This window comes from Paenibacillus sp. JMULE4, from assembly GCF_013337105.1.
GTDB classification, from domain to species: Bacteria; Bacillota; Bacilli; order Paenibacillales; family NBRC-103111; genus Paenibacillus_G; species Paenibacillus_G naphthalenovorans.
Window position 1 is genome coordinate 168,583 of sequence record NZ_SGWF01000012.1, and the last position, 12,932, is coordinate 181,514.

Annotated in this window: 11 protein-coding genes and 1 pseudogene; all 12 read right to left on the minus strand. The window is 51.3% G+C overall.

Annotated elements, in window-relative coordinates; all coding sequences use genetic code 11:
• Positions 1–48: 48 nt before the first annotated feature.
• Positions 49–885, minus strand: a complete 837-nt coding sequence (locus EXW96_RS10410) for a hypothetical protein (RefSeq protein WP_062406653.1) — start codon at positions 883–885, stop codon at positions 49–51.
• Positions 849–1,595 (minus strand): hypothetical protein, encoded by a 747-nt coding sequence (locus tag EXW96_RS10415; protein ID WP_074730034.1) that lies wholly within the window; start codon positions 1,593–1,595, stop codon positions 849–851. Before EXW96_RS10415 ends, EXW96_RS10410 begins: the two co-directional genes overlap by 37 nt.
• Positions 1,596–1,611: 16 nt before the next feature.
• Positions 1,612–2,055: a flavodoxin gene (locus EXW96_RS10420; protein WP_054819945.1), complete on the minus strand. Its 444-nt coding sequence runs from the start codon at positions 2,053–2,055 to the stop codon at positions 1,612–1,614.
• Positions 2,056–2,390: 335 nt separating this feature from the next.
• Positions 2,391–2,636, minus strand: coding sequence for a YezD family protein (locus tag EXW96_RS10425; RefSeq protein ID WP_074730033.1), 246 nt, complete (start codon positions 2,634–2,636; stop codon positions 2,391–2,393).
• A gap of 95 nt (positions 2,637–2,731) precedes the next feature.
• Positions 2,732–3,793 (minus strand): sulfate/molybdate ABC transporter ATP-binding protein, encoded by a 1,062-nt coding sequence (locus EXW96_RS10430; protein ID WP_074730032.1) that lies wholly within the window; start codon positions 3,791–3,793, stop codon positions 2,732–2,734.
• Between the two features lie 5 nt (positions 3,794–3,798).
• Entirely contained in the window at positions 3,799–4,686 is an 888-nt protein-coding gene (cysW, locus tag EXW96_RS10435; RefSeq protein ID WP_062406647.1) for a sulfate ABC transporter permease subunit CysW, read from the minus strand.
• A 20-nt stretch (positions 4,687–4,706) separates the two neighbouring features.
• Positions 4,707–5,543 carry a sulfate ABC transporter permease subunit CysT gene (gene cysT / locus EXW96_RS10440; RefSeq protein ID WP_062406645.1) on the minus strand — a complete coding sequence of 279 codons (837 nt, stop codon included), beginning with the start codon at positions 5,541–5,543 and terminating at the stop codon, positions 4,707–4,709.
• A 77-nt stretch (positions 5,544–5,620) separates the two neighbouring features.
• Positions 5,621–6,736, minus strand: coding sequence for a sulfate ABC transporter substrate-binding protein (locus EXW96_RS10445; RefSeq protein ID WP_074730031.1), 1,116 nt, complete (start codon positions 6,734–6,736; stop codon positions 5,621–5,623).
• Positions 6,737–7,369: 633 nt separating this feature from the next.
• A pseudogene (locus EXW96_RS10450) lies at positions 7,370–8,812 on the minus strand (4-hydroxyphenylacetate 3-hydroxylase family protein).
• A gap of 22 nt (positions 8,813–8,834) precedes the next feature.
• The gene (locus EXW96_RS10455) at positions 8,835–9,314 is read right to left on the minus strand and encodes a GAF domain-containing protein (RefSeq protein ID WP_074730030.1); all 480 of its coding nucleotides are present in this window, start codon (positions 9,312–9,314) and stop codon (positions 8,835–8,837) included.
• Between the two features lie 21 nt (positions 9,315–9,335).
• The gene (locus tag EXW96_RS10460; protein WP_074730029.1) at positions 9,336–10,628 is read right to left on the minus strand and encodes a homocysteine synthase; all 1,293 of its coding nucleotides are present in this window, start codon (positions 10,626–10,628) and stop codon (positions 9,336–9,338) included.
• Positions 10,629–10,673: 45 nt separating this feature from the next.
• On the minus strand, positions 10,674–12,929 hold the full coding sequence (locus EXW96_RS26945; RefSeq protein WP_217437321.1) for an SfnB family sulfur acquisition oxidoreductase: 2,256 nt from the start codon (positions 12,927–12,929) through the stop codon (positions 10,674–10,676).
• Positions 12,930–12,932 lie beyond the last annotated feature (3 nt).

A 12,932-nucleotide genomic window follows, 5' to 3' on the forward strand; every position in this document is an offset into this window, starting at 1 on the left:
TCATCGGTTAGGATCGAATCTTCCATAATATTATTTAACCAGCAATCATCAGGAAAAGGGAAGACTGACCAGACCGTAATGAAGCGTTGACACGACCAAACGGTTCCCTACCTCTATGGCGTCCGTAACGGCGCCGCGAATACCGATCGAATACAGCACCGGATTCTCCTGATGGAGCACCATCTTATACAAGCCGCTGCTCGAGCAAGCCAAGATATGCGGTCCCACCTGCACCCATCGATAAAAAAATTTATCATCAAAGCGAATCGTTGAAAATCCGCCCCTCCTGTTGCCCAAAACGAGCTCTCCCTTGGCTGTCACACCAAGCAATCGGCCCTGGCAAACCGACAAAGACGTCACCGGGGAATCCAAGTGAAACTCGTGCCATTGCCCGGTCAAATAATCATAAAAGGCCATCCCTTTGGCATACCCGACAAACAAGAATTGTGGAGAAGACAGCAAATCATATACCGCCCTATTGGGAAAAGCGGACAAATCCCAATGATCGTCGGCCTGCTGTGTTAATCCGATCGCCGTACCCGCAAGGATGGAGCTTCCCTCCAACACCCGATAGCAGGGCATCGTCAGCCCGGTTGGATGCCATGCCCCGCTGCTCCAGGCAAACAACCCCCGATCGGTGGCCGCATAGAGTTTTCCATTCAGCGCTTGCAGGCGGTAGGTCACCGTTCGTTCCGGCAAGCCCGAATTCATAGCCTCCCATTCTCCGTCCGCCGATTGAGCATATGTGCCTTGGCCGAACGTAGCGGCCACAATCCGGTTCTCATCCAGGCGGGCCAAGCAAGAAATGCGCAGAGCAGGGAGGGAGATCTTACTGCCTCCTTCTACCTTCATTGGATAATGGACGGCATCATATAACAATCCCATCGATGTCCCTCCTCTGAAGAGTAATCCGGGTTCAAATGCGTCTTCTCCATTCCGCTGCGAACCCATTCCATGTAATCGACTGCTCCTGCTACGTCCTTTTCGCGAGGATAATAAACCCTCCGCTTACCCGACAGCAATCCGATCCACTCGATTTTGGCCGGAAGATTCCCGAACCCGTTGCAGCTGAACAGCGTCATCATTTGAACGTAGCCGTTCCACAGAGCAGGGTCCTCATTGACCACTATTTTTTGGATATGCAGACCCTCTTTTGTCCATTGGGCAACCTGAAAAATCATCGACAATTCAAGCTGCAGCTCCTGAATGACAGCCGTGAAGCTTTCAAACAGTAACAGCGGCTCCGTATCTTTTGGCTGTGCGGCAAAATATTTCAACAGTTGGTCTGTTACCGCGGCAAGCACCGTCACATAATGAACCTTGGATTGGAATAATCCGGGATTGATTTTCCAACGCTCATAAATGCGCTGCAGGACCGCAGCCGTACTGCGTTGTTTCGGCGGGATGGCGTGGCAGTCGTTCAGAATATGGTTGACCGCATATTGGGCCATCTGCCGCCAGTTTGGGGACGTCGGCTGCTTACCCAGTACATAAATATCGCGATACTCATCCGGGGAGCGCAGCCAGGCCTCGATTTCATAGTCTTTCAACCGGGTTAATACCCCGCCGGGGAGTTTCGCTTGGGATTGCAGCATACCGATTCCCCTCCCTTCATCGCACAGCCAAAGCAAACCGCCGGCCAAATTCTTTGCACTGCTCTTTTTCATCCGCGGACGGGGACAGCTCGATCTTCAGTCCGTCCAGCACAACCTCCGCTCCCCGTTCACGCAGCTTCTCAACTAAAATATCTACCGCTGCACCGACCTGCGCATAGCTTGAGTCGCAGGAGCCGAACACGGCCGCTTTCTTCCCGCTCAGAGAATACTCATCCATCTCCTCATAAAAATCAAGGAATTCGTCCGGGAGCTCGCCGTCCCCCCATGTATATGCACCCAAGATAATGCCGTCGTACGCTTCCAGCTCGTTCGTGTTGGTATCCAGGACAGACTTGACGACAAGCTCCTCCCCCGCCTCACGAATCCCTTCAGCAATCGCGTCCGCCATATCTTCCGTATTCCCCGTCATGCTTGCAAAAACCATAAGAATGTTTGCCATATTGCTATCGTCCTCCTCAGTATTATGCAGTGAGCGTCTGTCAGACCGCTGCGGGCCTGTTATGTAATGAAACGAACTTCATGGTGATAATGATTCTCAATATCACTATGAATAAATGATAATGGTTATCGTTATCATTTGTCAACAAAAAATAGACCCTCCACGGGTCTTTTGAATAACGATTGCGGATAATAATCCACTCCGCATCGATCATCGATATATGAGAGCCAACGGAAGGACTTCCCGAAATTAGTGCTGTTCTTGTGTTCTTTGCCATCCATTCATGGTCGATAAAAAAACGACTTCCCATAATAGCCTATCCACCGCGCAGGCACTTAAAGGAAGTCTCCAGTGGTCCGGTAGACTTTTGTTTTCTTGAAATCATTGGATTTCTCCGGTTTTCGCGGAGTTTCTTTGGCGGAAACGGCTTGATCCGCTTCGAAGCGTTTACGCTCCGTTCGTTCAATCTGAACGATTCTTCCATCGTGTACGACAATTTGCACCGTCCCATACTCTAATCCGTTAATGCTTTGAATGATACGATGTGTCCAAAGCTCATCTACGTCCAGCGGCTTAGCCATGGTTACCAACCTCCGTCTTATTTATATTACCGGCTCCTGTGTTTTGAGTTGGGAAGAACTGTTGACTCTGTGACAGTTCTTCCTCCATGGGCGGTTTAAATGTGTACCGGCATAGGATCAATCTTGAGGCCGTTCTCCAGCGTGACGTTGCTCTCTTCATTAAACAGATAAATACGGTGAATCAAAACCTGTACCTGATCTCCAGGATGGAGTGTCGGCAGCTCCAAGGAACGATAGCCGAACAGCTTTTCGCCATGCACTTCGACTTCCACCTGCCAATTCGTACCCCTGAAATATACATTCCTTACTACGCCGTCTTCCGCAGCGAAAGGAAAAGCCATTTCTTTCGGCAGTCCAATCTCGATAAATTCGGGACGAATGATCGCTTGCGCTTCCTGCAGCGCTTGAGTTTCAAATCCTTTAAATTTCGATATATCGCTCAGCTGGTTTGATTCGCCTATGAAGCTGGCGACGAATGGTGTGCGAGGCTGCTTATAGATTTCAATCGGAGTGCCCTGCTGCTCCAGACGGCCTTGGTTAATGATCAGCATCTGATCGGCTACCTCGACCGCTTCTTCCTGGTCATGGGTTACGAAGATGGTCGTAATTCCGACGCGGTTGATCATCTCTTTTAACCAGGTACGCAGTTCTTTGCGCACTTTAGCGTCGATGGCGGCAAACGGTTCATCAAGGAGCAGCAGCTGCGGCTCGGGGGCTATCGCTCTGGCAAAGGCTACTCTCTGGCGCTGGCCTCCGGACAACTGGTGGGGAAGCCTTTTTTCCATCCCTTTCAAGCCGGTTAGCTCAATCAGCTCATTCACCCGTGCCTTAATCTGTGCCTTCGTCCGCTTCTGTACGGTTAATCCGAACGCAATATTGTCGAACACGTTCATATGCCGGAACAGCGCATAGTTTTGAAATACAAAACCAATCCCCCGTTCCTGCGGCGGCAGGGAATTCACTTTCTTTCCAAGAAACAGGATGTCTCCCTCATCCGGCTCCTCCAGTCCGGCCAGCATGCGAAGAATCGTTGTTTTCCCTCCGCCGCTGGGACCCAGCAAGCCAATCAGCTTTCCCTTTTCAATCTCGAAGCTGACATCTTTGGTGGCTACAAAACTGCCAAAGCTTTTCGTCAAGTGTTTGGCCACGATATGCATGCGGATTACTTCCCTTCTATACCCGGCTGGTGTTGATATTTCCATTCGATTATACTTTTCAAAATAAGCGTCACCAGAGCCAGCAGTACTAACAGCGATGCCATGGCAAAAGCCCCTGCAAAATTGTATTCGTTATACAAAATTTGAATATGCAGCGGCATGGTATTCGTCGATCCCCTGATGTGACCGGAAACGACCGATACCGCGCCAAATTCTCCCATCGCCCTGGCGTTACATAGAATGATTCCGTACAGCAAACCCCATTTGATATTCGGCAGGGTGATTTTCCAGAAGATTCTCCAGCCTTTGGCACCGAGCGTGACAGCCGCCTCTTCCTCTTGTGTGCCTTGGGACTGCATAAGAGGAATAAGTTCCCTGGCTACGAACGGGAAGGTAACGAATACGGTAGCCAAGACGATTCCCGGCAGCGCAAAGACGATTTTGATATCGTGCTCTTCAAGCCAAGGGCCGAACCATCCGTTAGAGCCGTACAGCAGGATGTAGATCAAGCCCGCAATCACAGGGGATACGGCAAAAGGAAGATCAATTAATGTGATTAGGACGTTCTTGCCTTTAAATTTAAATTTCGTAATGGCCCAGGCGGCCGCAATTCCGAATACGAGGTTAGCCGGCACTGCAATGGCCGCCACGGTAAGGGTCAAGCGGATAGCGGAAGCGGCGTCCGGATCAACCAAAGCCGCAGAGTAGACTTCCCATCCCTTGCGAAAAGCCTCCACAAATACGCTGATTAACGGCAATATTAATAGAAATCCAAGAAACATCGTTGCGACAGCAATCAGTATCCATCTGACCAGCGGGGATTCCGTGATATGCCGGGGTCTGGAGCCGGCTGTCGGATTTGACTTTACGGTGGTGGTTACATAGCCAGCCATAGCTTACTCCTCCTCTTCCCTTATGCCGTCGTCGTATGCCGATTCGTTCGCCACTGCAAGTAATTGATGACAAGAAGCATCAAAAAGGAGATGACCAGCATGACCAAGGCAATCGCTGTCGCACCTGCGTAATCGTACTGCTCCAGCTTCGTCATGATAAGAAGAGGGGCAATTTCCGTTTTCATCGGCATGTTGCCGGAGATGAACACTACCGAACCATACTCTCCCACTGCTCTTGCGAACGCCAGCGTAAATCCGGTTAATAACGGCGGCAGCAATTCGGGAAAAATGACCTTGCGAAACGTCCGCCATCGTTTGGCTCCCAAGCTGACAGCCGCTTCTTCCACTTCCTTTTCCAACTCTTCAATGACCGGTTGAACCGTCCTTACAACGAACGGAATGCCGATAAAGGTAAGAGCCAGCATTATACCTAATGGAGTGAATGCAATTTTGATTCCCATCGGTTCCAGCAGGCTTCCAACCCAGCCGTTTTGTGAATAGATCGTCGTCAGCGCTATACCAGCCACTGCCGTTGGCAGAGCAAACGGCAGATCAACCAGAGCGTCTAAAAATCGCCTGCCTGGAAACGTATAGCGGACAAGAACCCATGCCACAATAAATCCAAACACCGTGTTAATGAATGCGGCCCCAAGCGCTGTTCCAAAGCTGATTTTATAAGAGGCGACTACTCGCGGATCGGTAACCGTCTGCCAAAATTGCTCCCAGCCCATTCCGGATGTGTTGATAAATATGGCCGACAATGGAAAAAGTACGATCAAGCTTAGATACGTTACAGTAAAACCCATGGATAGACCAAATCCCGGGATAATACTGCGTTTTTTCAAACTCTTTGCCATGGGTCTTTCTCTCCTCATGCCGAACCTTGACCGGACAACTTCCAGTGGAAATTGTCCGTCAGGATTCACCTATTTCATTACGGTTTGTAAATCTGGTCAAACAAACCACCATCGGCAAAATGTGTTTTTTGAGCTTTTTGCCAGCCCCCGAAGAGCGGGTCATCAATCGTAATCAGGTTGATTTTCGGGAATTGGTTTTCATATTGTTTGGCTACGGACTCCAAACGTGGACGATAATAGTTTTTGGCCGCGATATTTTGCCCTTCTTCCGAATACAAATACTCCAAGTAAGCTTGTGCCACTTCACGTGTGCCTTTCTTATCGACGACTTTATCCACTACAGCTACCGGCGGTTCAGCCAGAATGCTCATGGATGGAACTACAATTTCGAATTTATCCTCACCGAACTCGTTAATGGAAAGGAAGGCTTCGTTCTCCCAGGCAAGCAGTACGTCGCCGATTCCGCGCTGAACAAAGGTTGTTGTGGAATCCCGTGCGCCGGAGTCCAGCACCGGAACGTTCTTATACAGCTTCTCTATGAATTCTTTCGCTTTGGCTTCGTCATTATTGTTTTTATAGTAGGCATATCCATAAGCGGCCAAATGGTTCCAGCGCGCGCCTCCTGACGTTTTCGGATTCGGCGTGATGACCTGCACGCCGGGCTTAATCAGATCGTCCCAGTCCTTAATTCCTTTAGGGTTACCCTTTTTCACAAGAAATACAATGGTGGAAGTGTAGGGTGAACTGTTGTTTTCCAGCTTGCTCTGCCAGCCTTCTTGGATGAGTCCTTTTTGTTGAATCGCATCAATATCATAAGCCAGCGCCAAGGTTACGACATCGGCTTCCAAACCGTCGATGACCGACCGGCCTTGTTTGCCGGAGCCGCCATGCGATTGTTTAAAGGTAACCGTTTGATTGGTTGTATCCTTCCAATGCTTGGCGAAGGCTTTGTTATATTCCTGATACAGCTCGCGCGTAGGATCGTAAGATACGTTCAGCAGCTCGACCGGAGGTTTGGCAGAAGCCTCGGGTTTGTTTTCTCCGCCTGCCGGGGCCGTACCGCCGCTTGCCCCGTTATTGGTAGAGCCGGTGCTTCCGCATGCCGTAAGTCCTACTAAGGATAAGGCTAATACGCTAATCATGGAAAATTTGCCGAAAGACCGGATCACACCATTTTTTCTCGAATTACTCATAAGGAAACCCCTCCTGTTTTATAAGTATTGCTTATACTGAGATGATCATTGAAAAATCCGGAAGCTTATGCCAAAATGGATAGAAGTGCTTTACCGTTCCGGTTTTTAACTTATAATTCCGATAAACTTACTCAATTATAGGAAGTATATTAGCACCCGTGTAAATGGGTGTCAATCCTTTTTTTCAACGAAAGGAGCCCGATTTTTTAATCCTATCGTATGAATTTGATTTAAAAAACGCGATAAAATCCGTCTTTTTTCCAAAAAAATATCAAGTGGACAAAACCGGAAGGATCTTTTGCATGACAGATTTTCCAGGCCCGTGATTGCAAGCGTCTGTGCATTAGCCTATTCGCAAATTATTTCTTCCTATTTATAATTCAGGATGTATCGATCAGGCGAAAAAACGTTCGTCTTTAGTATTCAACTTTTTTCAACAATGGAAAAAACTATTGGTAAAAATGATGATTCTTTTATTTTTTTTCCCTTTATTGCAACTTTAAATCAATTGTAAAAACAAAAAAAGACCACGCAATCCTCTGCAAAAGAAGGATAACGGGTCGTCGGTGTTGACTTATTCGTTGAATTGCCATACTGCGTTGATTCTAACTGCCGTTCAGAAACGCCCGATCATCAATCGTGGACATCCTTCAGCAGCTTCCAAACCGGATCTGTCAGTAAAGTTTTATCCGCACTCAAATACTGCCCGGCAAACGCGCGAACCGGGTCGCCGGCATAAAACCGCTCATACAGCTCGTGCCTGGCGCCAAGCGGACTGCCAATCAAATCCCACGCCAGTTTGAACAACTGCACTTTCTTCTCCGCGCCCACTGTAGCGCCTTCAAAATACAAATCCAGCAGGTGGGCAATAGGCCCTTGAAATTCAGCAAGCGAGGATGGCGTCTGTACGAATCCCCCGCCGCCGATTTGCTGCAAAATATCGATGACCCGGGGGTAAAACCTCGTGCCAAGACTTCTTGCCGTATCCAGATACGTGGACTTCGGCACCAGAATTCCCGCTTCATCGGGCTGGGCCTGTATTTCCGAGGCAATTAACAGCGCCTTGATCGTATCGATCTGGGTCAAAAGCTCTCCCAGTTTCTCCTGAATGTGCAAAAACCCGTTCACGCCAATGGTTTCCGCCATCGCAAAGGCGACGCCCGTCACAAATTCCAGTTTGGCCGCAAACCTGACGACCGTTTGATGGAACGCAAGCGCATTGGCCGTCTTATTCGTACGCAGCTCCCAGACCGCCTCGGCATCTCCATACAGAAGAACCCTCTCCCAAGGAACGAGCACATCGTCAAACAGCAGGACGGCGTCCATTTCGTCATACCTGGAGCTGAGGATATGTTCCTTTTCCCTTGGATCCGCGAACGATTCGCGGCATACGATATGCAGACCGGCAGAATCCGCCGGCACGATCAAAGCATGAGCGTGCTTGCCGTAATCATTCATCAGCCGGTGAAAGGAGAAGATCAGAAAATCATGGGTATAGGGCGCTCCGGTCGCAATCATTTTTGCACCGCGCAGGACGATGCCTTCGCTCGTTTCCTTCACCACATGCAGGTAGCGCTCGGCAATTTTTTTGTCATTCAGCCCTTTGGATCGGTCGATTTACGGATCGAGCAGCGACGTGGTCAAAAACAGATCGCGGTCCCGCGCCGTTTGATAGTATGCAGAGATTTTGTCCGCAAACCGGTTGTCGAGCCGCGACAATCGCTCCCGGCTCCCGTACCATCCGGTGACCATGGAACGGGCATAATCGGAGAGTCGGCTCATGACGCCATGCGTTTCCCGGGCCCAGTAATAGAAGGCCCTGCTGCGTGAGGATAAGTCCTGCAGCGTATAAGGCACAAGAAACGAGCTGTGCGCATATTTTCCCGTCTCATTCACCGGAAAACCGATTTCATTGCGTGTACGAGGGTCATCCAATAAATCGAATAACCCGCTGATGATCTTTAATGTTCCGTTAAAGGCCGGATGCTCGTGCAGCTTATCAACCTTTTTTCCTTCCAGCCATACGTTCCGGTTGTCTTGTAAACTGTCTATAAACCTTTTTCCCCGTGAAAGCATTGATGACGGTTCTCCTTTTTTTCTACAAGTAAGTGCCTAATACATCGCAAAATGCAGTTAAATAGTGACGATCTGTGGAATCGAACCGTCCAAAACGCGGACTGTCAATATCAAGTACCCCAATGATTTGCCCGCCGCTCAGCAAAGGAACGACAATTTCCGAATTCGAAGCGCTGTCACAAGCGATGTGCCCCGGAAATTGATGAACGTCATCGACGACAACGGTCTCCTCAAGGCTTACTGCGGTTCCGCAAACGCCCTTGCCGACGGGAATGCGAACGCATGCGGGCAATCCCTGAAAAGGGCCGAGCACCAATTCGCCGTCTTCCAGCAAATAAAAGCCGACCCAATTGATATCGTCCAGAAACTGGCGGAGCAGAGCCGCCGCATTAGCCAGATTGGCAATACGGTTAGGCTCTCCTTCCACAAGCTCTTTCAGCTGGCGCAGCAGCAAGGCATAGCTTTCCTCTCGCGTATCCGGATAAGTCACTTTCGTAAACATGAAACCACCTCGTCATCCCGGTCAAGATTGGCTAATTCGCAATGCCTGCTCCAGATCATACAGAATATCGTCAATGGCTTCCGTCCCAACGGACAGCCGGATGAGTCCCGGCGTAACCCCGGTTGCCAGCTGTTCCGCTTCATTAAGCTGCTGATGCGTCGTGCTGGCCGGATGAATAATTAACGACTTGGAATCTCCCACATTGGCTAAATGGGAGAACAGCTGCACCGCATGAATCAGCTTTTTGCCGGCCTCAACCCCGCCTTTAATGCCAAAGCTCAAGATGGCCCCTTGACCTTTAGGCAAATATTTTTGCGCCAGTGCATAGGAAGCGTGGCTCTCGAGTCCGGGATAGGTTACCCACTCGACGGATTCGTGGTTTTCAAGGAATCGGGCGACGGCAAGGGCGTTCTGGCTGTGCCGCTCCAGACGGAGATGCAGCGTTTCCGTGCCCTGCAGCAGCAGGAACGAGTTGAACGGAGACAGTGCGGCGCCAAGATCCCGCAGCAATTGGACGCGCGCTTTAATAATATAAGCTAGCGGACCGGCCGCTTCCGTATACACGAGACCGTTGTAGCTCGAATCCGGCTCCGTCAGTCCCGGGAACTTGCCGCTGGCTGCCCAATCGAATCGGCCGGAATCCACGATGACCCCTCCGATGGAGTTGCCGTGGCCCCCGATAAATTTGGTTGCCGAATGCACAACAATGTCCGCGCCGAAATCGATGGGGCGCAGCAAATAAGGGCTTGGGAAGGTATTATCCACAATCAGCGGTATGCCGTGCTCATGCGCAATGGCCGCAACCGCTTCGATATCCAGCACATCCCCCTTGGGATTGCCGATCGTTTCCGCGAAGATAGCCTTTGTTTTATCGGTAATCGCGCTTCGGAAATTCTCCGTATTGCTCGGGTCGACGAATTTCACCTGAATGCCCAGCTTAGGCAATGTCGTCGAGAACAAATTATACGTTCCGCCGTACAAGCTTGACGCCGAAACGATCTCATCTCCGGCAGAAGCGATATTCAAAATCGAATACGTGATGGCGGCCTGACCGGATGCGACGCCCAGCGCTCCGGCCCCGCCTTCCAGCAGAGCAATCCGCTGTTCGAACACATCGGTGGTGGGATTGGTCACGCGCGTATAAATATTGCCCGTCTCCTGCAAGCCGAACAGGCTTGCCGCATGATCCGTATCTTTAAAAACGTAAGATGTGGTCTGGTAAATGGGTACCGCACGCGACAGTGTAGCAGGGTCAACCTGCTGTCCCCCATGAACGGCTAACGTTTCCGGCTGAAGCTGTCTTTCTTCTGACATACATATAACCTCCTCAAAATGGTGTGGGATATCCCTGTTCCGTCATCATATTTTATATTCATGATAAATGCCGTTCAGAAACCAGCTGCCCGTGTGGTGAAGCTTGAGGCGGGCCGGATCATGAAGCGTGTGGATGCGTACATTTCTCCAATGCCGGTCCAGATTGTACTTTTGATCCATCGATGCGGATCCGGCAACTTCAAACAAAGCGTTCGTCACCTCAATGGCAACTTCCGTTGCAAAATATTTGGCGGAGTCCACCGCCAACGTGGCCCGGCCCGCACTTTCGGCGTTCAGCTCCTGCTCCGCCTCATCGATCAATCGGGCGGCTTTCTCCAGGAGAGCCTCCGCCGCATGCAGACGTATGCCAAGCTCTCCGAACCTGCGGATTTGATCGGGATCATCCGAGGCTCGCTCCAGTCCGCTCTTCAGCGGGGGCCGGGTCTTTTCCCTGACGAACCAGGCGGCGTCCGCCAGCGCCGCCTGCGCGATGCCGACGTCGATGGCGGCATGCATGATTTGCCCGAATGCCGCGAAAATTTGTGGCGGCTCGAAAATTTTCCAATGCGGCAAAATATGAGCTTGGGGCACCTCCACATCGCGAAGAATGACGCTTCCGCTTGCCGTCGTGCGCTGGCCGACTCCGCTCCAGTCATCAATTACGGTGACGCCTTCTGCATGACGGGGGACCATGGCCGTAATCCGTTTATTCGATTCGTCCAATGCGGAGACGGGTATCCAGTGGGAGTACAGCGCGCCTGTGGCATAATACTTCGTTCCGGATAAACGGTATCCTCCTTTTCCATCGCTTTTTAACCTGGTCGACATTTCGTTATAGCTCTTCAAGCCCCGCTCGGCAAGCGCGTTTCCAAACTGCGCCCCCTTTAACACTTCGCTGAAGAAAAACGCCTTCTGCTCCTCTGTTCCGACCAGCTCCACTGTCTTTACGAAAAAATGATGGTTTTGCGGAATTTGTCCTAAAGATCCGTCCGCTGCGGAAATGATTTTGAATATCTCGGTCAGCGTGAAGACGGATATACCGGGACCACCGTACGCTTTAGGCACCATTAGCCCCAGTAGCCCGCTTGCGGCAAGCTGCTTCAACTGCTCAAAGGGCAGCTGCCTGTAGCGGTCACGGTCGGATTCGCCGTCCTTGATCCATGCCGCATACGATTTGGCGGCTTCGAGGGCCTCCTTGTCACCGGAGAGAATATGAGCCGGTGGCCGGTCGGTGAAGAAGCTGCGGGGAACATCGGCCAGCGCATAAGGCGATACCGGCTCCATACCGGGCAGTTCAATCTGTCCCGACTCGATGAGTAAACGCGCTGCATGAAACCGCTGCGCGTCCAACGCATCCTTCACCCCCGCATTCCGGGCGAGAAACCGGCGCGAAAACAAAAATTGTTTATACCGCTCCAGCGCTTCCAGCTTCTCGGTTGTAGGCTCCAAATCGAGCTGTGCGTGCAGGTTCGCGGAATACGCAACTTCTACGGCTGTCTCCGGTATACCCATTTCTCTGGCGATCAACCGGTTGGCCTCGGCCCTGTGCCCGATAGCCCACTGAGAAGCCGCAATGGCATGAGCCAATACCCGGTCCGCGGCCGCCTGCTGTTCGGCGGACAAACCGGCAGGTATCGTCAAGACCTGCACCTTGGCCGCAGAGAGGAATCCTTCCCATTGATCCGCACCTCGATGAAACCCTTCTAAAGGTCGTGCCCCAAGCCAATTCTGAAGCGCGAATCCCGAAATGCCGCTTACCAGGACGGCATCCGCCTCCCCGCGGAGCAGCGCCTCCATGACGCGCCGTGTGACGGCACCCCGGTCTGCAGCCTTTCCCGTATCCGTTCCCAGATCCTTTAAGGACACATCGTTCCGGGCTATTCCGGCACCGTACAGGGCAGATTCCAGATCATGCATCGCGGCCGCCCTCCACAGCTCATCGAAGGTTTCCTGCGCATAAGGAACTCCGATCACGGCCCCTCGAAGATCTTCAAGCTTGCGCCGTTTGGAATCGGGAAAAACCAGAATATAATCACGCCGGTCTTGTATGGAAATACCCGCGATGGTACGGTCGTCTTCCTGCAAAATGGAGCCGATCGCCGAGAATGCATTTTCGTATCGAATGGAGAATGCTTCCTCCGAATGATCCCCAACCGTGAGCTCACCGCGTTCAGGCGCGTAGGTTAACAGGATGCCCCGGCGTCTAAAATCGACCTGGAGCTCCCCGATCTGCCACGCCAGTCCCAGCGCGCCGGGTATCGGATCATTCAATTTCGCCTGCGTATGAAGTTGAATGGACATTTG

Excerpts from the sequence above, each read along its gene's own strand:
- EXW96_RS10460 (WP_074730029.1), bottom strand. The coding sequence starts at position 10,628 with ATGTCAGAAGAAAGACAGCTTCAGCCGGAAACGTTAGCCGTTCATGGG.
- EXW96_RS26945 (WP_217437321.1), bottom strand. The coding sequence starts at position 12,929 with ATGTCCATTCAACTTCATACGCAGGCGAAATTGAATGATCCGATACCC.
- EXW96_RS10455 (WP_074730030.1), bottom strand. The coding sequence starts at position 9,314 with ATGTTTACGAAAGTGACTTATCCGGATACGCGAGAGGAAAGCTATGCC.
- cysW (WP_062406647.1), bottom strand. The coding sequence starts at position 4,686 with ATGGCTGGCTATGTAACCACCACCGTAAAGTCAAATCCGACAGCCGGC.
- EXW96_RS10425 (WP_074730033.1), bottom strand. The coding sequence starts at position 2,636 with ATGGCTAAGCCGCTGGACGTAGATGAGCTTTGGACACATCGTATCATT.
- cysT (WP_062406645.1), bottom strand. The coding sequence starts at position 5,543 with ATGGCAAAGAGTTTGAAAAAACGCAGTATTATCCCGGGATTTGGTCTA.
- EXW96_RS10445 (WP_074730031.1), bottom strand. The coding sequence starts at position 6,736 with ATGAGTAATTCGAGAAAAAATGGTGTGATCCGGTCTTTCGGCAAATTT.
- EXW96_RS10420 (WP_054819945.1), bottom strand. The coding sequence starts at position 2,055 with ATGGCAAACATTCTTATGGTTTTTGCAAGCATGACGGGGAATACGGAA.
- EXW96_RS10410 (WP_062406653.1), bottom strand. The coding sequence starts at position 885 with ATGGGATTGTTATATGATGCCGTCCATTATCCAATGAAGGTAGAAGGA.
- EXW96_RS10415 (WP_074730034.1), bottom strand. The coding sequence starts at position 1,595 with ATGCTGCAATCCCAAGCGAAACTCCCCGGCGGGGTATTAACCCGGTTG.
- EXW96_RS10430 (WP_074730032.1), bottom strand. The coding sequence starts at position 3,793 with ATGCATATCGTGGCCAAACACTTGACGAAAAGCTTTGGCAGTTTTGTA.